The sequence below is a fragment of the Bacillus sp. FSL E2-0195 genome (assembly GCF_038003645.1).
GTDB lineage: Bacteria > Bacillota > Bacilli > Bacillales > Bacillaceae_G > Bacillus_A > Bacillus_A mycoides.
In genome coordinates, this window is the sequence record NZ_JBBOPN010000002.1 from 121,541 (window position 1) to 144,673 (window position 23,133).

Below are 23,133 nucleotides of genomic sequence, written 5' to 3' on the forward strand. Positions count from 1 at the left end.
AAAATGGCGCAAAAGAGTCATATGAACGTAAATGATGTATATCCAATACTTGATATGATCAATAGAAAAGTTAATCAAGGAAAGGGAACAAGACACCATTTTACTAGTCCGCTATTCAATAATGACAACGACAATGGTGTAACAACATTGAATTCTTCTCAATGGCAAGTAGAGTCATTTGAAGTAATAAGGGAAACAGAAAATTTAATAGCTAATCATGTAATTAATGAGATTAGAATTATTTATCGAAATGGTGCAATAGATAAAATCTCTTTAGTCCGTGGGCTCAAACCAACTGTATCTGATGAAATTCAAGATTATGAGTACATCAACAATATTATGATTACAGAAGTTTCTATAAGAACAGAGTGGTTTGGTAAATCCCAAGAAGTTGTTGCAAAGATTATAAGGGAAAATGATTACGGTAATTTTAAAAAGGTTAAACTCACGTATTTTGACTCGGAATGGGGCTGGAGTGAGGACGAAATCGAAGAAGATTCTAAGCCGTCTAAATATGAAAATCCATCTGATTTTTATAACGGTAAATATAGTAATTATGAAGAAGTGATAGTAGAGGATTATGTAGACTATGCAGAAATAGGATATGCATCTAATGAAGAAATTGAAATCTCTCCAGATGGTTGGTCTGATGGATATAATCCATCGTCTCCTGTAGATGTTAATGTGGAACTCGGACCAAAGATAACAGATGAAATTTAGAGAGGAGGTCCTACATGAGTTTTGGAGCAAATGTAGTAGTTGGAGGGGAAATAGATAGAGTAGGTAGATTGGGTGGTGGACGTTTAGATTATCCATTTATGCCTACAAAAACAGTTCCTTATATAAAGGGGAAAATTTTAGAGGTACTAGGTACTTTAGGGCACTTTGATATTCAATTTATCCCTGATTTTGATATTGAGCTGGTTTCCGTAGCTGTAGGAGCATCTAGATATCATTCCTTTGATAATTGGAGTTTGTTTATTGGAGATGATCATAAAAATAACTACGTATTTGATGAAATTTATACGAAGGATTTACCAGAAGGTGCTTATTTAATGGCTGTGAAAACAGTAAAAGCAGGTACCCCAATTACATTCCGCTTTGATAATAAAGGTGGGCAATCGAAATATGTTTGGATAAACTTTCAATGTTTAAGGGATAATCCCAACAAATAAGAGAGGTGGATATAAATGCCTTGGGTAGAGGAAACATTAAGACACGATAATTTTTTAGATGATATGTTTGATAAAGTATTTAGAAGATTTAAAGATAAATCAGGTAATTACTGGTGGCAGAATTTTAACAATCAAGTTCCAAAAGTAGATCTATATAAAATTACTTTTGAAAAAGGGTTATTTGTAAAAGGAGAAGAGGGATATCTACCCCCTTTTGAATCTCGAGAAGGTATGTTATGCATCACTCGGCATATGATTATGCGTAGGTGGGATAATGAGTATTTAGCCTTCGCACAGTCAACAGGGGCTATAAAAATTAACACTAAAGATATTCCTAGAGAAAAAGAAGGTTTCTTAGAATGGATTTCTAATTTTTATAGAAAGTCTGTAGACTATACAACTGTTTATTCATACACACTAGACACATATGCTGGATATACGCATTATGTATCACCTAGTGGTGAACTTGCTCCAGTTACTATCATGAGTGAAAATCATGGTTTGGATATATTTAGGGATAGCATGGATATAGAGTACTACGGTGATGATGAATACTATGAAAGTATGAAACAATCACCGATTATTACCATGCAATTAAAAGGAGACACAGGTGATCTAGTTGCCTCCATAGGGAAGTTAAATTATCGAACTAATACGAATTGGTGGGGGGACTCTTTAATTCAGTTAAAAGGTGTATTTGATGAGACAAGTGCATTTTTTACATTAAAAGTAGATTCAGCTCCTAGCTGGGAAAATAATATGGTGACTTTAATTCCCTTTTTCTTTGGAAATCTAGTATCTAAAAATACATCTTCGAAAAATGAAACACCAATTGCTATGCTTGGGGGTAGGCAAGTAGGAGAATTTTTTGATTTCGATAGTATAGAGACTAAAACTGAAATTTTGCAACCTATCACAAGAAATTATGTAAACCATCCATCAAACGGAGTAGATTCCGTGATGATCAAAAAAACAAAATATGGAGCACGTTATCAAGAACATTTTTTACGTTGGAACGTGCCACCTAATCTAATGCCACCTACTCGTGAAGAATTAAGACTGGTCAAAAATGTACAAGGAACCGAGAAAGAGGAAGAATATGCTCGTAAGTACCCAAGGGCATGGAATTATTTAAGATATGGTTACTATCAATACGATTTTCATGCATCTAGGTATAGTAATAAGATTCATACATCTCGTGCAACAGTCATGCATCCTGAAGATGGGGTATTAGGGTATATTCCTAATATCGTACTTCTGCCCGTTATTAATGTTTCTGAAGGTGAGAAATTAGTGTTTCCTTATTGGTGTGAAGAATGTAATGAATCTCAATATCAACCTGAGGTACCTAAAGAATCTACTAAATTAGAGTGGGGAATTACTAAGAGTACAAGCAAACTGAATAATATTCATGTGAATTTAGGAGATTCAACTATTAATTCTAATTCTGATAAAGTTAATAAATTTTCTTATTATTGCGATGGGTCAGTAAAGGCACAAGCAGTAAATGATACTTATTGGAATCCCTCTGTTATTACGCAAGATTATATGGCTAACAGCACAGAAGGTATTGGAAAGGAATTAAGCACATCGTTCTGGGAAGGGCGAAATGATTGGTTAGATTATTTACAGGAGCCTCAAAGTCAGTATCATTTGGATAACTCTAAAATAAACATTGAAGATTTTCATAAATTTTTATGGGAAACTTTAAGAGATATTAAAGATGAAGGTTATAGTTTACAAGATACATGGCTAGATTTTAACGAGTGGGGAAAGACAAATTTACCTTGTTTAAATGAATTGCAAAAAGCTTCAGTATTTATGTCAGCTAAACTCAATAAACCAGTCTTATTTTTCCCAGGTTCAGAGGGGTTTTTAAAGGGAAATATATTAGATAAAATGCTTCCGTTAATTAAGAAAATACCAAGTGTTATATATGATTGGATTGATTTTAATAATGTGTTTATTGAAAACGAAGATGATACAGGTCTTGTTGGAGCTTGGGTAATGGATAGTTTTGCTACAGCCATGCATAGTAATGGGAAAAAGGAAAATATTTTATCTTCTTTTCGTTCTCTAGTTAACTTTGAACCTCAGGTGCTGCTTTATAATATTTCAGCTGCCAAGGCACATCGCCCATATGACTATATAAAACCTAACATGGGTTTTGGCAGTCATGTTGTTGATGGAGAATATAAAGCATATTACTTACCGGATATGACTGATGATAATTATATACCTTATGTTGCCGCAGAAGTAGCTGTACATGAGATGGGTCATGCATTATCTAATTATGGATATGACATATTAGGTAAAAAACTACATGAAATGCAAGAATGGTTAGATATTAGTGGGTGGATCGAGAATATTGATGGTTCATTTAATGAACTAACGAAAAGCTCGCCGGGTACAGCACTAGATAATGGAAAACTTGCTCCGGTATCAGATTATGGATGTTTTAGCCCGGCCGAAGATTTTGCTGAGGCCTTTATGATGTATATCATTAATAGACAATTTTTAGCTAGAAATTTTAAAGATAAACACGATTTTATAGTTAATAAATTAAAAGAAATAAGTATTGATCCAAAACTGTAGGAGGTAAAATATAATGATTCTTAAGATAAAAAGAGGAGAAGATTTTGCCTTTATTGATAATGAAGGTGATATTCAACATAAAGTCAGAGTGAGCGGTAATAATGAATCTCTTGTAAAATCTTTGGATAATATTTTGAATGTTCAAACTGGAATAAGATTTAGAGGAGAGATTAAGGGGATTCCACATAAATTAATTACAAAGAGCGGAAAAAACCCTTCAACAATCAATAAATCTAATAAATTATATCTTATGGAATATTTTAAAAGAGACTTAGAATTACAAGGCTTTACCGTGGAAATTATAAAAGCGTAGAGGTGATTTTGATATGGCATTAACTCCCGTTCCTAATTTATCAGTACCGCAAAATAAAGGGTTTAAAGGAACTGATTCACTACCAATTATACATTCAATTAGATGGAGGCATTTACCATCGAGGTACATTTTTAAAGACGTAGATGACGTAATTACATATCATTCTCATGGGCCACTTACTATAGATATTAACAAGCATGGTGTATCTTATCTTGATGTTTATTTCCTAAAAGATACTGATATCGTTGAAGTAACAGCATATATCAGATTTTTAAGAGAAAAAGATCAACTTTTAATAGAGGAACCCTATAAAATTGGAGAGGCTGGGGCAGTAATTGCTTTAGAGGATGATGAAGTAAACCATGAATTAAGGAGAGTTAAAGGAATTGCTTTTACGCAAAAAGACTTAGGTGATGGTACACCTATGTACGACTTTATGAATATGTCTAAAGAAGGCATTTATGAAGTCTGGATAAAAGTAATTACAGGGTTAGGAAAAGAAATGCATTTAAGGGTTCCTTTTCAATGGGACAATTTGGTGCCTAGCATTCCTCCAGAAAAAGATGATCATGATTCTGATAATGCGGGCAAGGATAACGAAAAATCAGAATATAATGATGAATATTACGTGACGATTGTAGAGGGGGACTCAGCTTTTACTAAAAGGCCTTCTACCCATTTTAGAATGGCAGGTATAGGTATGTTAAAAGATGCGGGTTGTTTTAAAAGAATAGAGACTCCTGTATTAGAACCAATTTCAAGGCCTTCAAAAATACAGATTATTAATGATATCCCAATTAGTAGCTGTGGTTTAAATTTAATTACATCACGATTTAATAAGGTAGTAGGAGAGGTTGTTACATTCTCGCTTGTACACACAAATAAATCTGGTATTCTACGCATTGATACGAACTATGATAAGAATGGTTTAAAGAGTCTTGGGAATGGAACGTTTAAAGTTATTAATAAGGGCGTATATAAAGTTACATTTATTGTAACGTATAACGATGGACAAGAATGTATAACTGAGGGGACTGTTATTGGCGAATTTATTTGTGAATTAAACATTACTGGTCCTTCTTTAAAATCACATGTAGGAGATTCAATTGTTCTTCATTTAGATCATGGACAAAATAGTTCAGCTTCTAATATTGGTGTACTTGTTCAAACCCCTCCTAAAGTCATGCAGACAGGAAATTACACTTTTACTAGTAGTTCACCAGGAGTATATTCAATTAAATTTATCGTTGATTATGGTTTTGGAGTTTGCGAAAAAATAGTAAATATTGAATTTATCTCAAAAAATATTCCCCCTGAAAAACCAGAAGGCGAAGGTGGAAAGCCAGAAGGCGGAGGCGGAAAACCAGAAGGCGAAGGTGGAAAGCCAGAAGGCGGAGGTGGAAAACCAGAAGGTGAAGATGGAAAACCAGAAGGCGAAGGTGAGAAACCAGGTGAAAATGTACTAAAATGCGGACAAACGGCACAGGGTGGCATGGGATATGGGGAATATATTCATGCTGTAAGTGAAGAGGGCATCTGCTATGTGGAATATGATTTCTTCTCTGCACCAGATAGGATGCGAGTATTTGTTAATAATGAATTGATTTATGATACTTCACGTAAAATGGATAAAGAAGGAAGTCCATTTGGTTTTTATTATAAACCTGATGATGGGGAATTAAGAGTAGTAATGAATGATGGTCAAGATAAAGGAAGCAGATGGAGTTATACCCTTTATTGTGGAAGTAGTGTACCTTCGGATGTAAAACTAAAAGCTAAAATTATTAATTAGACATGAGTGTTGTTAACAGAATAAAAAGACTACTTATAATAAATTTAAGTAATTAGTTGCAACTTATTATCTACTCATAACGATAACTAAGTTGCAGAATAAGGGCGGGTAAAATCTCGTCCTTAATTAATAGAAAGAGAGGTGTAGAAATGCCGTATATTGATAGCACACCTGCACTTTCCCCTTATAAGGTTCGTGAAGGTAACTTACAACACGGTTTTATGGATTTACTGATTAAACACGGCTGGACCAAAGTAGTAGAGTTTAAAAAAGCTGTAACAGGGTCTTATTATGTTACAGATCATCCTTTAGAAGGAAGGCATGATGAAAAATTTACAGTTGCCAATCATATTATTCTACGTAATGCACGAGGTGATTTGTTTGGTTTTGCTGTAGTTGCAGATTGGAAGGAGTTTACTGCTCATGATAAAGGGATTCCATATTACAATGCTTTTAAATCAACAGCTACTGAAAAAGAGGCCCTTATTAACTATATGGCCAAAGAATTTGAAAAAAGAAAAGTAAATACATCTCTTTATTTTTATATGTTGGAAAAATTACCAGACGTAAAAGAAGGAGATAAATTATTTACCCCATGGGGAACAGGATCTAGTGCAGATGAAAAACGACTTCAAATGGCTTTAGATATTGAAGTTACACAAATTGATTTTAAATCTACAAGTGCTGGTTCAGAATTTGTAAAACAAGCGAATCCTGTTGTGATGCAGTCGCCTATTGTTGAGTCATCTTTACGTTCACCATTACTTGAGAATATTGATTACCCTTATATGCATACAAATTGGTGGGTTGATTCGGAAATCAATATTAAAGGACATATTGACAGTAATAGTCTTTTCTTAATTATCCAAACGGATAATACACCAATGTGGGAAAATAATGTAGTACCTATTGTACCGATTTACTATGGCGATATTGAAGCAATAGATGAAGGTGATCCTGCTATCGCATTATTCGCAGGAACTGTTCCAAAAGGTACTGATACAAATGGCGTTGCTGCTTATAACTTTGATGATATTAAGATTAAAGGTGGGCGTCAAATTATGCCTGTCCTGAAAAAATATCCTTCTAATCCATCTAATGGTGTTGACTCTGTAATGGTTAGTCGTACTAAATTAGGTTCTCGTTATCAAAGTTATTACTTATCTTGGAATGCACCTGCACAAGATATGCCTCCTAAACGTAGCTCTGAAGTAGGTAATAAACAATACCCTCGTGCATGGGAACGAATTAATAATTATCAATTCAATCCTTCTCGTTATTCGGATAAAGTACAAACTTCATTTATTTATCTGATTCATCCAGAAGAAGGAGTAAGAGGGTATTTAAAGAAATCTGTAGGATTTAATTCAATTAATATGGGATCTAGTGAATTAAGAATTCGTCAAGAGAGTTGTCCAGAAAAAGTTTTTGATGTATATCAGTGTGTTCCAGTTAGTGCAATTTCACCACTAACGAAGCGACCATCCACACAATTTCGACCAATGGGATTAGGGTTGTACAAAGAAGCACTAAATACTTCTAAGAAACCAGCTGCGAATAAGACTCTAGCTAATGTTTCTAACCTAAAAGCTACAAATCCTCAAGAAGGAACTGTACTGCTTACTTGGACAAATCCGAATGATATGGAGCTCTCAACGGTTACCATCTTTGTAAATGGTATGAAATATGCAACAGGTGTCACTGAAGTAGAATCATATACTATTAAAAGTGTGACAAAAGGAAATGGTGTAAAAATTAAACTAGTTTCTGTAGACATGAAAGGTAATGAATCTGCAGGTATTGAAGTATCAGTGAACGTAATTTAGTAATGCAACTTACATGTTATTAAAGAAAGGTACCTACCTATAATATACATGACATAGAAGAATTGCTATTTATAAAACTAATTAACCTATTATTAAAATAAAATGATGAAGTGGGTGATGAGATGCCATATATTGATTCAACTCCTCAGGATTATCCCTCTAAGTTTGAAGAAGATAACTTGCAGGACGTATTTGCACAAATGTTAATTGATAACGGTTGGACGTTAGTGAGGAATTTTTATAAAGCTGCGGTAGATACAAGGGCGTACAATCGCCGAACGGATCAAGTCAATTATGCAATTGCAAGACATACCATTTTTAGAAATGCAGATGGGAAATTGCTAGGTTTTGCGACAATTAGCCAATTCCCACTTAAGTACAAGTATGAGAAGAAACAGCCTATTCGTAGACCTCACGATGATACCGATCCTAATGATCCTAACTTTAAAATGAAGCCTACTTGGGATGAATGGATTAAACAAAAGTATGTAGATAATACAACAAGAACAAACTTGTATTTCTATATGTTAGAGAAGTTACCAAACTCTAATCTTGTTAAAGAAGATGGTATTGTTTCAATCGTTACTATGCCAGGTATGGGTGGTACATCCTTTGAGCAAGACAGAGATAGAGATAGAGATGACTGGTCTAAGTGGTGGTATGAATATTTTGAAGGAAACTACCATGTAGAAGATAGAGACTACGATCCAGAAGACTTAATTTATGAGGAAAAATTATTATCAGCTTCTCCTTTCCATGTAATACGTTCAGCACTAGATATTGAAGTGTTAGAAACACGTTGGGATACTGATATGCAAGAAGCGGTAATTGAAAAAGCTGATCCTCGTGTAATGCAGTCACCAATTGTTAAGACTACATTGCGCGCTGAATTTTTAGAGCATATAAATGATCCTTTATGGCATACGAACTGGTGGACAGATTCAGAAGTTCGTGTCAAAGGTCATATTGATAGCACAACATTTTTCCTAGTTCTTCAAGCTGATACAGCCCCTGTTTGGGAGAAGAATTTGGTTCCGACTATACCGCTATATTTCGGTAAAGTAAATTCTTTAGATGGAGATAAAGATGAAGGCTATGCATTATTTTCAGGAACTATTCCACCTGTAAAGCGTGTGGATTCAACTAGAAAAGAAACAACATTTTCTTGGCGGAAAATTATGCCTGGAGATACAATCCTTTATGTAAATGATGCAACGAAATTACCTGAGGCACCAGCGTTGTTAACGATTAATGGTACAGAAGTAGTTAAACTTATAGAGAAAAAAGGTAACTATTTAACTGTTGAACGTGCGCAACTAGGAACATTCATGCGTGCACCTTATTGGGACACAGGTGCGACAATTGCTCGTCTATCGACTAATAACGCTAGCAAACGAGTGAAGAATGAAGATGTAGTATCTTTATTTGATTTTGATGATCCTGGCGCAACTGTTGGCGAAACGATTTATCCTTTACTTAAATTATATCCACATCATTCTTCAAATGGTGTAGATTCTGTAATGGTTTCCCGTTCTAGATTTGGTGCACGTTATCAGGCTCACTATCTCTCATGGAATGCACCTTCGAACCAGCTACCACCAAATAGAGTAGATGAAATTGGTAAGAAATATCCGAGAGCATATAATCCTGTTGAAAAAACTAACAATTATAAATATCAATTTAATACTTCCCGATACTCAGATAAAGTACACTCCTCTCGAATTTATGTAGTTCATCCTGAAGAGGGTGTGAGGGGATATTTAGATAAAGCAATCGGTTTTAACTCACAAGGAATGAGTGCAACGAATTTACGTGTTGCAAAACAAAACTGTCCGGAAAAAGTTTATGAAATGTATAAACCACATGGTATAGGTGCGGTATCTCCTCTAACGAAGCTACCTGTTACACCTTTCCGTCCTGTAGGTTTAGGGATTTATTCTGAGGACATTAAACCAAATGAAGTTCCTCACGACAATAAGAATGATAAAACTCCTCCAGGAGAAGTGAAGATTACTAAAGTATTAAGTCCAATATCACAGACTATTGATGTAGAATTTGACCTTCCTACAGATAAAGATTTAAAGCATGTCAATATCTACTTAGATGGTAAGATCTATGCTACTGGAATTACTGGAACAACTTATTACAGATTAATGGGATTAAACACAGGATTTAAACCTGAGATCAAAATTACTACGGTGGATTCAGCCGGTAACGAATCTGTAGGTATTACTGCAACACCTATAGAGGTTTCTTAATAAATATAGAAGGGGTGACCAATATGTCATTAATTAATACAGATGGATTTTTCGATGTAGATTTGTCCGTGCAACTTCTACCTTTAGATTTAGAGAAGTTGTTTAATGCGGGAGGATGGAGTACTTTAGGGAAATACCGTGCGGTATCGCCTTTAACAGATGCAAATGGAAAGAAGGATCCATACCGAAAAACTTTTGCTGAAACTTTTCTATTTGAATCGAAAGGTAGCGATAAACAACATCGCTACTTTGGATTCACCACAGGTTATGGTGGAAATGTGAGAAAGCTTGGAGAGGAACCTGTAATTTCAAAAGATACATTTTTAGGTGAAATGAAGGATGTAACTCCTAGTGGGGCCAAAAAAACAAAGACAGTATTTGAATTTATGGTTAAGCCAGTTATTCCTTCTAGTGTAATTTTATATCGTGAAGATGGTTCAATGATTGACCAAGCTACAACAAAGTATTTAATAGATGGAGAGAAAGGGACTGTAACATTCAATGATAGTCAAGTAGGTAAGGTTCTTTCTACATACTCGCTTACAGATAATGCTCCTGATCTAGTAAAACGCTTATGGTTCTTTACCTTTGAAGGATTTATTCCTACTCGATTTATTTTACGTTCTGAACGTCCTGACTTGGCCGAGTTAGAAGACAAAAAAGGTGGAGTATTTAGCTTTAAAATGAAGAAAGGGAATCAACGTATCCGCGAGAATTCATACAAGTTCTATGATAAATTAACTGGAACGGTACCCCTTGATTCTGCTGATTATACTGTGGACCATGAGGCAGGTACAGTAACGTTTTCAGGAGGAACTGAGCCGTTAGCATTATTCGCTGACTATGAATTAGAATATGTAAAAGATGCAAACGGTAGTTATGGAGATATTGAAGTAAATAAGTTTAATCCACAAGTTCCAACAGAACTTATGGGGGCCGCTTATGATGCAGTTCGCTTTGTGTATCCTTCATTACCAACAGCTGTATCATTTATTCCGCAAAATGATATCGGTTTAGGATGGGGACGAGATTCTCAAGTTTATTATTGGGGAAATATTACAAAGGACCGTATCGTTTCTTACTTCCGTTTAGATCCTGCGCCGGATCCTGAAAGTACGTTCTTTGCACCATTATATATTGGACGTCTATCGACAATTGGTAAGACTCCTCGAATGAATAATGTAATTATTGGTGGAGCGCGTTCTGATGATGAAATTCAATATAAGGCGGGTATGAAATTAGGCCGTAGTGTAGTTGACTATGGTGTAAATACATCTAATGGTAATAGTTCTGTACTTGTACAACGAACTGTTGGCGGGGCAATGTATCAAAAACATTACTTAGCATTTATTACTCATGATGCTGACGTAGATCCAAGCCATGAGTCTCGTTTTAATCCGTCTGTATATTCTAATAAATATCACATTTCGCCAATGTATATTGTTCATCCTTCTGATGGTTATGTGGGTAGACTAGATGAAGTTTATGCAATTCATCCAAAAAATATTTCACAACTAGATGAACTAGAAGTAAAAGAACGATCTGAAAACGAGCAAGTAGGTACAGGAGATGGGGCAATCAAAGAGTTTCATTTATTCCATAGACCTACAATCGATGATGAATTTGAAGTTCGCTTAGTAAGTTCAGCTGGATGTAATACGCTAACTAAAGCGAATTATGTTGAATATAAAGCAGATACACCTCCAGCTGCTGGGAAATTTACAGTAGATGGTTCTACCAAACGATTAATTTTAGGTGATGCTCCAAAAGATCGCGTAGAAGTGATTGTTTCTTATAATTACGCCCAAACATATCGTTACACTTTAGCAGATACACCTAGAACACCTTTCCGTTTAGCGAACATGACTCCATATGCTCCTATTGGACTTGGTTTCTTAAAAGAAAATTTATAATAACCGCAACTAAGTCATGACTTGTACCGAATACTACGGTGCAAGTCTTACTTTGTCGAAAGGTGGGTGGTGGAAAATGAGTAACAGTAAGCATTATTTACTCAGTTTCACTACCCTTTTTTATAATAAAAAGGGATATGTATTCAGGTTCAATCGTCATCAAAATGTACCTAATCTAGATGTTGTCCCATTGGCTTTTGATCCTTGGAATAGGTATAGTGCGTTAGCTTTAGATGATATGAAAATGGGTACAAAAGTGAAACGAGCGGCTGGTGCGATGCACTCTATATTAGCTGATTACAAAACTATATTTGAAGGCTCCAATTTAAATTTAGAAAAAGGTAGTCTTATTTATATAGCGGAGGTAGGGGCAGCATTAACTAGAGGGGATAAAAATGCGCGACAAGGGAATTTAATAGAAATAACAGAGAATAAGGATTTTTACGCTTATTTTGGAGAAGTTATTAGTCAAATTAATACAAATCTAGTTAAGAAACTAAACAAATATGACTTGAAATCTAGTAAAAAGTCGATGATTCATACAGAAATTCCATTTAAATTTAAAAGTAGTAATAAGAGGGTTTATAGTGAAAGGAATACTTATGATTTCGGCTTTTTGAAAGAGTTAATTGGAGAAAATATTAGTTTAGAACTGCTCGAGTTATTACCGAGTTTTGGTCATAATCAAGTAAAAGAATTAGCAGATATATTATTTAAAAGTGGGAAAATTAATACTGAAGAAAGATTACTAACCTTACAATATGGCGAGAAAGTTGTAGAAATAGCAAAAGCTAATTTTTTAAAAGTGGTTTGGGATGCTCTCTATAGCCAATTGGATAAGGGTAACAAATTAAGTGAATTTGGAAAAGAGCCCAATAAGATTGAGAACTTTAAAGTTATTTTTACAAGTTATCCTGATGAAGGAATATTAAAAGGAAAAGATACACCAATTCAAGGTGTTCTGAATTTAGGAGATATAGGTGAATCCTATAAAGGAATTTTAGGTTTTCTAGAAAAGCACGAAATGAGTAATGGAAATAAGCTTTTATCAAGTAAGGTTACAAATACTGAAACAGGATCTTTAATTGCATTAGAAGGAAATATTTCTCAGGATAGTAGGGGGAATTATCATTTATATGGATTAGTCCCATTTGATGTATATGAGGCGTATATTGAACCTAAAATTTACGAGGGTGTGTCTCATATAGATTCATTAAGTGAAGCTAGTGAAGTCTATAAATTAATGAATCAGAAAGCTTCATTAGATGAAACACGAAACGTACATGATGTAATTATTCAAGATTTAGGTGCAGGTAAGAATATTTCAGACGTAAGAGTAGATTCAATGACAGTGCCAAGGGCTAATGTGAATTATACTTTGAATGATTCTAGTCAGTACATTGGTAGTACCTCTTTTAAGTCTGTAAAACAGCTAATTCATAGAATAGAAGATAGTAGATCTTATCAGTATACGAAGAATAGTGAGAAATTTATCATTGCAGATAAGTATAAAAATGTCCAAAATAGTTTATCAGGATTTGAATTAGGTCAGGTTTACAATTCTGGTTCTGATTCACCGAATATGGAAAAAACACAAAGCAAATCATTTAAGTATGGATTTGAAGATTCAATATTAAATAGTAACTTTAGTAGTCATTATCAAGCGAATGTTACTAATTCATTGGATAGCACAGAATTTATTCGTGAAGCAGAAAGGTTAAATCTACTTAGTGGAGATAAAAATTACCAAGTTGGTGAAAAGGTTGTTATAAATTCCGGTGAAACATTCCAGATTCAAAATGGCCATTTGAATAATTTTGAGAATGGCTCTAATCGTTATGCTTTTAAAGGGGAATTAAAAGTTATAGAACAGGCCTTTAGCAATGAGAATATGATAGATGTTGAACTTAACGAGTTAAATACAATGCAAACTCACTCTTTATTAAAGGACGCTAAAATAGATGGTTTTTCTTCAAGTGTGTTGGAACAATGTGAAGAAGTAGTGGTTACACATGCAGTAAAAAAGAGTGAAAAGAAAAAAACAAATGAAGCAAAAATTGAACAAAATGTTTCTGTTAAAAATAGTGTAGCCGATTATGAGGTAACTATAGAAAATGACATTAAGTATCATCTAGATAAAGAATTTGACACATTAATTTCAACAACTACCTTAAGTGATCATAGAGAAATCGTAGTTGATATTTCAAATGACTATGGAGATTTTGGGGAGATAGAGAAGAATTTAGAACTTTATGTAGAAGAACAAAGTGTAGTAAATAAACCCGAAAAGAACATGGAAATTCAGCAAGACATACTAATCAATTCAAAACTTGAAAAGATATTTGAATCTTATATTCAAGATAGTAATATAGTAAATCAATTGAAACAAGAACAAGAAATAAATTTAGTGAATTTTTTAGACGCTAAAAGTGAAAAGGTATTGAATACGGATGTATCAACCAACATGATAGCGGATGAAATACAGAGAGACGAAAAAGCTCATGTTGATAATCTAATTGGATTGGAATTAGAAAATACAGTTGAAACCTATATTCAAAATAACGATTCAGCAGCGCTTGCAGAACGAGAAGAAGAGCTGAATGAAATATATTTAATTGATGCTGTTCTAGATAATACAAGAGACTTCTATTTATTAGATAGTAATAGAGCGAATCAAACTGATCATAAAGAAAAGGTATATATTGAGAAGTTAGTTAGTTCGAAACATGAAAAGATATTAGAAACGTATGTGCAAAGCGGTAATATGGCAGAACAAAATGAAAATAGAAAAGAAACGCTAGAGACGTATGTACAAAATAGTAATAAAGCAAAACGAATGAACGAAGAAGAACTACATGTCGAGAAGCTATTAAGCACTAATCTTGAAAAAACGTTAGAAATGTATGCGCAAAGTGGTGAGATAGCAGAACAAATTGAATACGAAGAAGAAACAGCCGTAGAGAAACTGTTAGGAATGAATCTGGAAGACACGCTAGAAATTCATATGCAAAGTATGGATAGATTGGATCAATTACAACGTGAAGAAGAACTACATGTCGATAAACCACTAAGTATGAATTTGGAGAAAACACTAGAAACGTATGCGCAAAGTGGTGAGATAGCAGAACAAATCGAACGCGAAGAAGAAACAACAGTAGAGAAATTCTTAGGAATGAATCTGGAAGACACGTTAGAAACATATGTGCAAAGTATGGATAGATTGGATCAATTACAACGTGAAGAAGAACTGCATGTCGATAAACCGCTAAGCATAAATCTTGAAAAAACACTAGAAACGCATGTGCAAAAGGGTGAGATAGCAGAACAAATTGAACGCGAAGAAGAATTACACTTCGATAAATTACTAGATATGAATCTGGAAGATACGCTAGAAGTGTATATGCAAAGTGACGATAGAGCATTTCAAAATCTTCGTGAAGAGAAAAATCACCTCATTAATCTAAGTACAGCAAATTCTGATGGGATAAGTGATAGCGTTGTCTATAAGGAAAATACAATGTCAAATATGGCTGAAATAGACAATGGAATTCTATTGGATTATGTATCAGAAGGTATAGTAGGAGAGACTTATGAAACGTTAATAGAAGATGCAGAATCATTAATTATTCATAAAGAATATGAAACAATGATACAAGATGTAGAAAATGCATTAAGTGGAAGTGAAGTCCACGTTGCAGTAGAAAGAAAACATTTAGCTCATCTGTTTAACATATTTGATATTGAAATGAACAATCAAGTACTAACCAATGTAGGGAAAGAAAAGGATGCTACCATTGAAGATACAGTTTCAGGTAATCAAACAAATGAAATTGGAGTTGTAGTTACTGGTGGGGCTCTTATGAGTTTGGGAGATACTTATGAGTCAATTATTGATCCTACTATTAAAGGTGAAATGGGTGCAACTATAGACACTGTAGTTATAGATGTTAATTTTGCAGATCACCATGCATCAAATGAAGTAGATATTGCAACAATTGAATTCGTAAATAGTGGTAATGATACAGAAACAACATTAGAAGAAATAGAGTTTGCAGGTTCAGAAAGTAATTTCGAAACTACTATAAATCACTATGATTTTGCGAGTAATAGTCAAGAGACAGATTCAATTATAAACAATAATGAAATGGCAATATCGGGAGTTCATATAGATACAGAGGTAGAAGAAAGTGCCTTAGCAGAATGTAATGTATTCTTAGATGTTATCGAAGAACAATTTGATAAAACAACATTACGTAAAAATAGAAAAATGACAATAGAAGATGAAATGCAAACAGAACAGGTAAACAAGAAGAAAATAAGGATTTTCCAAGAAGAAGAGGGAAGTTCAAGTAATGAGACTATAATGATACTGGATGAAGAAGAACAGATAAACATTAATTCTGCTTCAAATATCACAATAGATAGTGAAAATACAACGAGAAAATTAATATCAAATACAATGTCTATAGAAGATGAAGAATTGTTAAATAATTATAAAGAGAATTATGGATTTATTGATGAAATTGATGAGGGAATGCATTCGAATTCAAATATAATTTCTATAGAAAATGAAGTTGATTTAAATATTGAAAGACAGCATGAAATGAATGTAATTGATGAAGATGATACAGGTATAGGATTACCTGAACCAGATAAGCCATGGGATGAAAAAGAAAAGGATAAAGTATGGCTCATTATGGGTAAACCATTCCCTGCATGGAATGGTTGGAATATCAAGAAGACGCGATAGGAGGAAGTTACTATTGAGCATTCATAGGGTTCAGACTGGACTTATTTTTGACGATAATTTTGAAACACTTGATTCACGCTGGATTGTATCCCCCTCTGACTCTTATACGTATAGTGATTCTGATAAACAATTAGTACTTAAACATAACTCTACTGATAGAAGTACAAACGCTCTATTTTCTCTTCCCCAAAATGAAGATGAATTGTTACTACAAGTGCATTCGAACTATACACCAAAATATTTGGGAGATGAAGGTGGTCTCGTTATTTGGAAGAATGCTCTTGAAAAAGTTGAGTTTTTAGAAAGTGAAGATAGCATTCATGAGAATACCTATAATATTTGGAGAACAGTAAAAAAACAAAATCTATGGACCTTTTTTGCAGAGCGAGGAAATGCTTGGGAGCTATTTGATTCAACAATTTGTATCGATCCAGCTATGGCTGGAGTTGTATTAAAAGGGACGCCAAGAGATGGGTATACACCCCTTATTGTAGAAAGGGTTATCTTGTGTAAAGGTACCAATATTAGTGTTGGTAATTTAAATAGTTTTTATAAAGTTGAGTTAATTGATTATGAAAGAAATGTTGTAACTACTCAGATAGTTCCAGATGGATATTCAGGTATAGACATTGAATTACCTACCATTCCTTTTAAGGGGAAAATTAGAGTTTACGATAAGAATGAGACAGGTGAGTATATTTTAATAGATGAACAAAAAGAATACGCTGAAATGTATGGCGGAGATCTGTTTTTAAGAGGTACAAATTTAAAAGTCAAATGGAAAGGCCAAGAATTAAGTGAAACAAAAGCTACACATTTAGGTGCACTGAAAAGTGACATAATTGAACAAAAATTGACTGTATTAAACGATACTTCGGGAAATGTAGCGGAAAATATTGAAATTCAGATTGCTGTTTATAAAAAAGAGTTTGGCTGGGAATGGTGTAATCTTGCTACAGACAACAATGGGAGCCCTAATCAATATGAAGATACAACAATACGTATAGGAACGTTACATGAAGGAGAATCAAAGGATTTTTGGGTGAGAATTGCTAGGGTCGATACAACTGATCCTGAAAAAATAAAACAACAGATGAGACCTTCACACTTCTTCTTGAAAATAAGAAACGAATAAGGGGTGGCTAAATGGGAACAAGAATGAAGCTCCATAGATATAGTCCTATCACAAAAGATTGGGATGAAATATTACATGTTGTTGATCAGGATTTCGTGAAAACATATGGTACATCAAATCCTATTTTACCAGTTGGTCATACTTATGAACCCAATAAAGGGTTATTAAAAGTGTATTATAATGGCCGGCGTTTACTAAGCGGAGTTAATTATATTGAGCTGGATGATTATCACATCCATTTAGGTGTAGGTTCAAAAAATGAAGAACGTTTTATGCAGCTACAAATTGGTGATGAGGTGTACATAGAGATCTATAAAAACCAATATTGTAGTAGGGGACAAGCTACTATTAGTGGAACGCAATTTTATGACTTACAAAAGGAAGTATATGATGCTCGGCAATTCAGAGAGAGTGATAAGCCTCATATTTCATTAGATGCACGTTTAGATGAAATACAACGCCAGTTAGAATTGGTGTACGGTGGAAATTCTAGTGTAGATATAGATTATGAATATAACGAAAGAGGTCAAATTATTCGTGAAATTATCACGGGAGATCATACTATTATTCGAGAGTTTACGTATTATGAGAACGAGGCACCTCTGGTAAAGGGTGAATTGAAAACAGAGACTGTATATTATACAGATGGTCTTGGAAGTCTATCTCAACAGGTTACAAGGGAATTTTCATATGATCCTGCTACTAGAAGACTATTAAAGACAACAGTACGAGGGGATAGCTAAGTCTATCCCTTTGTTAATTTCCAATGGAAAGTTCTTATAATGACAGTGCATACCTCGATTTATAAGGAGGATAAATTTATGGATTTTATTGCTTACAATAGAGCGCATCTCAATAACAGGCGTATACGGAAGCTTGACGATAAAGTGATGGTATTTGTTGTGCCATCTATTGTACAAGTAGGTATTGTTCGCACAGAATTACGTTTCCCTTATGAGGGAGAGTTAATTGATGCGTATGTAACGTGCGGCACAATGGGAGAATCAAAAACGTGTATTGACATTGAAAGATGCAGTCAAAGTTCATATGATACAACACCTATTTGGCATAGCATTCTTGCTGATGAACTTGTTATTGATGGAAAGAGCAAATCTAATCGTACGTCCTCTACACCATATTCTTTTAAACCGTCACAACTAGCTGTTAATCGTGATGATCACTTTAGAATCAATATCAAAGAGGTAGGTAAGGGCGTAAAAGATATTACTGTAGAGTTGGTAGTTGAATTAGCTCTCGAAGAATAATAAATAATTCATCACAACTTTATAAAGAGATGTAGCGATAATTAAAGTGTAAATAAAAATTAGGAGGTCATTTATATGCCAGCACCACAAGTGAATTGGAGAAAACAAGACAACTCAGGAGCTGTACCGTCTTGGAATATTGGAACCATTGATGCAGGAACACCTTCCTCTGATTTTGGAGTATTAATTTGGAATAACTTTGCGGGAACAACAGATTTATCTACTATGACAAACTGTACTATTACGACAAAAGATAGTGCAGGTGGTAATACAGGTGAGTTGGTAACAAATAAATGGGTCGAGGTGACTGTTGCATCGGCAGCCGAAACAGGTCGTACACCTATTGGTGGTAATTCTACTCATCCAATCCAGGCAGGAGGAAATTCAACAAATACTGATGGTACGTTTTCTCCAAATGCAAATGAAATTTTAGGTGTTAAAAACGATGGTAATAAAACGAATGCAAAAGGGAACTATGCAGAAGTTATTCTTCGTGCCAATGTTCCAGGTAACGCAACAGCAGGAAACGTAGCATTCTTAACACGTGTTGCATATCAGTACGTATAAAAAATAGTTACTTCAATGCAATGAGGTAGGGGGAAGCAAATTGATTTTACAAAATGATAAATATACACATTCTCCTGTGGCACAGGATTTTATCTGGGTGGCTGAGTATCCTGACGGTACTCATCTCCCAGAATTTGATTTTAATACAAAAGAAGAGAATAGCTTTTATAAGATTGATAGAAATAAGCTTTTCCGATTCGGATTAATTGGTCATGGTAATAAAATTTATTTTGAACGTGATGGTATTTTCAGTATAGCAGGTCATCGAATTCAGTTCTTTTATGAGTTTGATGGAAAAACTATACCTTTAAATGGTGATTTTAAGTATGACATTAACGATATTATCACATTTAAAGATGCAGAAGCATCAGGACTTGTGGCTGGTTTTCAGGGAAACGGAATGCTATCGAACCGCATCACTCATTACAGCTTGGGTTATAAAACGAATATTAATGTAGAGGGTATTAACTTTCATTTTAAACCCATTGTAAAACTTCCACTTAACCAACCTGCCATGATTAATTTGCGAATGGTAGCTGATCAGAAACTAGATGGCAAAGTGATTATATTAAATAATGGACGAGTAGCTTTTGAAACTAAAGCGCCTCTTGAACCTAATATAGGTGGTGAATTGAATTGGATCATTCAGTAAAGTTAACAAGAGATCAACTTCTAAATATCCTTTATGGTACGTCTTATAACATGGATGGGAGTGTAGTAAAAGATACTGAAACGATTCGAAACTACACAATAGAAGTTATAGATAAGAAAGTTCACTTAAAAACATTTAATATACCTATTGAAATTTTAGTAGAAAACGAATGGTGTAATATTGAAAATGTAGTAAGTGATGAAGATTTAAGTCTAATATATTCAACATTTCAAGAAGTTCATCTGGACAGTGAAATAATTTTAGATACAGATGATCCTACAGGTATTTCTGTACGAAGTCGTGAACGTGTTCGCGATTTATCTAATTTAATTTCTGAAGCAGGTATTGATTTGCCACGGGAATTTACTTGGGTAGACGGGGCATCTGAAACAAGTGGTGTGATTATTTTACCTCAGGATGATTATGATAAAGTATTTATTGCTACTGATCCGGATAAAGATGGAAGTCCTTTAATTGTCTTTATTCAACAAAAGACAGAAAAAGATCAAGAAAGACCATACTTCGTAAAGGAAAAAGGTAAGACATATATATATGTTGACCATTTCTCTGGTGGAGGGGGGACGCAGTATAGTCCCTATTTAGTTGAGGATGAAAAGGATTTATATAATGTCCGAGGCAATTTAGGTGCTTACTATACTCAAACAAAGGATATTATTATGACCAGTTATCAAACTGGTTCTGGTTTTGCTCCAATCTCTAACTTTACGGGTTACTATGATGGTGCGGGATATGATATTAAAGATCTGTATATTAATCGTAATCAATCTAATGTTGGTTTATTTGGTGAACAAAAAGGAGGAACTATTAAGCGTGTCCGGTTGGTTAATGTGAATATTGTATCAAATGGTTCCAATGTTGGTGCATTGGTGGGGAAATCTGATGGAGATATTGAAGATTGTGCTGTAATTTCAGGAACAGTTAAAAATGACGGAAGTTCCGCTGGTTATACAGGAGGATTAGTAGGGTATCAAAATGCAGGGAAAACCTTAAGAAGTTACAGTCATGCGGATGTTATGTCTTCAGGTAATAACTGTGGTGGTTTTGTAGGAACTGTTAATGGTGGATCAGTCTCTCAGTGTTTCTCAACAGGTTCTGTGACTGATTTAACAGTTGCTAAAAACGCCTCAAATCATGGAGGTTTTGTAGGTTTAGGAAGTGTATCCAATTGCTACTACAACCTTACAAAGCAAGGCGGAGTAGCTAAGGGAGCAGGTATTTCACTTTCTGAAGCAGATATGAAAAAAGCTTCTTCATATTCTTTTGATTATCAGAATTTTTGGGATATTGGAGATTATAAAGTTAATAAAGGATATCCAGAGAATAGAAAATTTATTAAGTATAGAAAAGGTAAAGGTACTTCAACTGATCCGTTCTTAATCTATAATCAATTTGATTTAGAACAGGTTCGTCATTTCGCGGATAAACATTTTCGCATGGAAAACGATATTATATTGAACTATCCAAAATCGGGTCCTGGTTGGCTACCAATTGGAGATGGCATGACTAATCACGAAACTGGTTGGTGGGCTAATAGCTTTGCAGGGACGTTGGACGGTAATAATAAAGCCATAGGTGGGCTTTATATGCGTAGACGTTCAACTTCTAAATGTGGATTGTTCGAAACATTATCAGCTGATGCTGTTGTTAAAGATCTTAAAATTATTGATGTTGATATGGAAGTAGGAAACAATTGTGGTATTATCGCAGGTTCCATGTATAAAGCACAATTACTTAACGTGAGTGTAATGATGTTCAATTCTTTTTCATACAAAATTTTTGCTAGTTTAGGTAATGGGAATGGTTCAGGTGGTTTAGTAGGTTTGGCAAGTAATGGAGCGGTTATTGATAATTGTTTATTTGATGCCCCTATACAGCAACAAAGTGGTTATTTTGGTGGTATAGTTGGCTGCGTAGATATGAAAGCTACTATTTCTAACTGTACCGTTTCAGGTGTTTTTGATCAAGTTAGTGGATTTATGGGAGGAATCATTGGGAATATAGCCTATACCTATTTCTACTCTTCCAGCAATCAAGATATTAAGATAACAGACTCTGTGGTTCACGCGGATATGCGTAATGCATATGCTGGGGGAGTAATAGCTGCTATTCATTATAGGAAAGATACCTACTATAATAGTGATTCAAGTAGACGAGGTGTTTGGAACGTATCTATTTCTAAGGTACTTATTACGGGCTATGCCAGAGCATCTAATTTATATAAAGCCGAAGCAGATAATACTTATGGTGGAGAGTCTATAAATCTGTCATTTTATTTTAATGATAACTGGAAAGTTGATAATAGCTTCTATAATAGGGATAGAGTGTCGGCCAGCACTTATTATAATTTTCAAGCAAAATATACACCAGAAATCCGACATCCTTCCACTTACGGTGCCTACGACTTCGTGAATATTTGGGCATTTGATGAAAAGAATCGAGATGGAGATCCAGTATTAATTAAACACATCCCACCAAAACTTCCGATTTTAGGTTTTAGAAATGAAATAGGCCTGTACTATACTGATGAAGCAGGTAATATTTTACGATATTTAGAATATGGAACTTTGGTAGCGGGTAGTACCTCTGAGGCTTATCCAGTATGGTTGCAGAATAATGCTGATTTTCCTGTTAAAGATATGAAGGTTTGGGTCGATCCACCTACAGTTAAACCGGGAATTACAGTCCAATTAAGTTTATCAAACAATCCTTTTGTACCTGTAGATGAAATACCTTTCCCTGGAACTATACCTATTGGAGATGCTAGACAGTTTTATATTAGGTTCTTGTCCGAAGTTACAGTTACAGAGGGTGGTACATTTGATATGAAGGCAAAAGCAAGTCCTGCTTAATGAGCTTTTCATCTCAATACAA

Annotated in this window: 15 protein-coding genes; all 15 read left to right on the forward strand. The window is 34.4% G+C overall.

Annotated elements, in window-relative coordinates; genetic code table 11:
- The first annotated feature begins 3 nt into the window (after window positions 1-3).
- The 15 genes from MHH59_RS28035 (at window position 4) to MHH59_RS28105 (ending at window position 23,111) form a co-directional block, all read left to right on the forward strand.
- Complete coding sequence (locus MHH59_RS28035) at window positions 4-720, forward strand: hypothetical protein (protein WP_340853262.1); 717 nt, start codon at window positions 4-6, stop codon at window positions 718-720.
- Window positions 721-734: 14 nt separating this feature from the next.
- The gene (locus tag MHH59_RS28040; protein ID WP_000007798.1) at window positions 735-1,175 is read left to right on the forward strand and encodes a hypothetical protein; all 441 of its coding nucleotides are present in this window, start codon (window positions 735-737) and stop codon (window positions 1,173-1,175) included.
- Between the two features lie 15 nt (window positions 1,176-1,190).
- Entirely contained in the window at window positions 1,191-3,770 is a 2,580-nt protein-coding gene (locus MHH59_RS28045; protein WP_340853264.1) for a hypothetical protein, read from the forward strand.
- 13 nt (window positions 3,771-3,783) lie between these two features.
- A complete protein-coding gene (locus MHH59_RS28050) occupies window positions 3,784-4,083 on the forward strand; it encodes a hypothetical protein (RefSeq protein ID WP_340853267.1) in 300 nt (99 codons plus the stop codon).
- 13 nt (window positions 4,084-4,096) lie between these two features.
- The gene (locus tag MHH59_RS28055) at window positions 4,097-5,875 is read left to right on the forward strand and encodes a hypothetical protein (protein WP_340853270.1); all 1,779 of its coding nucleotides are present in this window, start codon (window positions 4,097-4,099) and stop codon (window positions 5,873-5,875) included.
- A gap of 149 nt (window positions 5,876-6,024) precedes the next feature.
- Window positions 6,025-7,701, forward strand: coding sequence for a hypothetical protein (locus MHH59_RS28060; protein ID WP_340853275.1), 1,677 nt, complete (start codon window positions 6,025-6,027; stop codon window positions 7,699-7,701).
- Between the two features lie 122 nt (window positions 7,702-7,823).
- On the forward strand, window positions 7,824-9,959 hold the full coding sequence (locus tag MHH59_RS28065) for a hypothetical protein (RefSeq protein WP_340853277.1): 2,136 nt from the start codon (window positions 7,824-7,826) through the stop codon (window positions 9,957-9,959).
- A 23-nt stretch (window positions 9,960-9,982) separates the two neighbouring features.
- A complete protein-coding gene (locus MHH59_RS28070) occupies window positions 9,983-11,872 on the forward strand; it encodes a hypothetical protein (protein ID WP_340853280.1) in 1,890 nt (629 codons plus the stop codon).
- 76 nt (window positions 11,873-11,948) lie between these two features.
- Window positions 11,949-16,622, forward strand: coding sequence for a hypothetical protein (locus MHH59_RS28075; protein ID WP_340853281.1), 4,674 nt, complete (start codon window positions 11,949-11,951; stop codon window positions 16,620-16,622).
- 13 nt (window positions 16,623-16,635) lie between these two features.
- Window positions 16,636-17,757 (forward strand): hypothetical protein, encoded by a 1,122-nt coding sequence (locus tag MHH59_RS28080; RefSeq protein ID WP_340853283.1) that lies wholly within the window; start codon window positions 16,636-16,638, stop codon window positions 17,755-17,757.
- A gap of 11 nt (window positions 17,758-17,768) precedes the next feature.
- Window positions 17,769-18,500, forward strand: coding sequence for a hypothetical protein (locus tag MHH59_RS28085; RefSeq protein ID WP_340853285.1), 732 nt, complete (start codon window positions 17,769-17,771; stop codon window positions 18,498-18,500).
- 78 nt (window positions 18,501-18,578) lie between these two features.
- Window positions 18,579-19,022: a hypothetical protein gene (locus MHH59_RS28090; RefSeq protein WP_006916875.1), complete on the forward strand. Its 444-nt coding sequence runs from the start codon at window positions 18,579-18,581 to the stop codon at window positions 19,020-19,022.
- A gap of 75 nt (window positions 19,023-19,097) precedes the next feature.
- A complete protein-coding gene (locus MHH59_RS28095) occupies window positions 19,098-19,589 on the forward strand; it encodes a hypothetical protein (protein ID WP_001111326.1) in 492 nt (163 codons plus the stop codon).
- Window positions 19,590-19,629: 40 nt separating this feature from the next.
- Window positions 19,630-20,241, forward strand: coding sequence for a hypothetical protein (locus tag MHH59_RS28100; protein ID WP_340853286.1), 612 nt, complete (start codon window positions 19,630-19,632; stop codon window positions 20,239-20,241).
- On the forward strand, window positions 20,226-23,111 hold the full coding sequence (locus tag MHH59_RS28105) for a halomucin (protein ID WP_340853288.1): 2,886 nt from the start codon (window positions 20,226-20,228) through the stop codon (window positions 23,109-23,111). Before MHH59_RS28100 ends, MHH59_RS28105 begins: the two co-directional genes overlap by 16 nt.
- Window positions 23,112-23,133: the final 22 nt, after the last annotated feature.

Excerpts from the sequence above, each read along its gene's own strand:
- MHH59_RS28085 (WP_340853285.1), top strand. The coding sequence starts at position 17,769 with ATGGGAACAAGAATGAAGCTCCATAGATATAGTCCTATCACAAAAGAT.
- MHH59_RS28065 (WP_340853277.1), top strand. The coding sequence starts at position 7,824 with ATGCCATATATTGATTCAACTCCTCAGGATTATCCCTCTAAGTTTGAA.
- MHH59_RS28055 (WP_340853270.1), top strand. The coding sequence starts at position 4,097 with ATGGCATTAACTCCCGTTCCTAATTTATCAGTACCGCAAAATAAAGGG.
- MHH59_RS28090 (WP_006916875.1), top strand. The coding sequence starts at position 18,579 with ATGGATTTTATTGCTTACAATAGAGCGCATCTCAATAACAGGCGTATA.
- MHH59_RS28060 (WP_340853275.1), top strand. The coding sequence starts at position 6,025 with ATGCCGTATATTGATAGCACACCTGCACTTTCCCCTTATAAGGTTCGT.
- MHH59_RS28075 (WP_340853281.1), top strand. The coding sequence starts at position 11,949 with ATGAGTAACAGTAAGCATTATTTACTCAGTTTCACTACCCTTTTTTAT.
- MHH59_RS28095 (WP_001111326.1), top strand. The coding sequence starts at position 19,098 with ATGCCAGCACCACAAGTGAATTGGAGAAAACAAGACAACTCAGGAGCT.
- MHH59_RS28040 (WP_000007798.1), top strand. The coding sequence starts at position 735 with ATGAGTTTTGGAGCAAATGTAGTAGTTGGAGGGGAAATAGATAGAGTA.
- MHH59_RS28035 (WP_340853262.1), top strand. The coding sequence starts at position 4 with ATGGCGCAAAAGAGTCATATGAACGTAAATGATGTATATCCAATACTT.
- MHH59_RS28070 (WP_340853280.1), top strand. The coding sequence starts at position 9,983 with ATGTCATTAATTAATACAGATGGATTTTTCGATGTAGATTTGTCCGTG.
- MHH59_RS28045 (WP_340853264.1), top strand. The coding sequence starts at position 1,191 with ATGCCTTGGGTAGAGGAAACATTAAGACACGATAATTTTTTAGATGAT.
- MHH59_RS28050 (WP_340853267.1), top strand. The coding sequence starts at position 3,784 with ATGATTCTTAAGATAAAAAGAGGAGAAGATTTTGCCTTTATTGATAAT.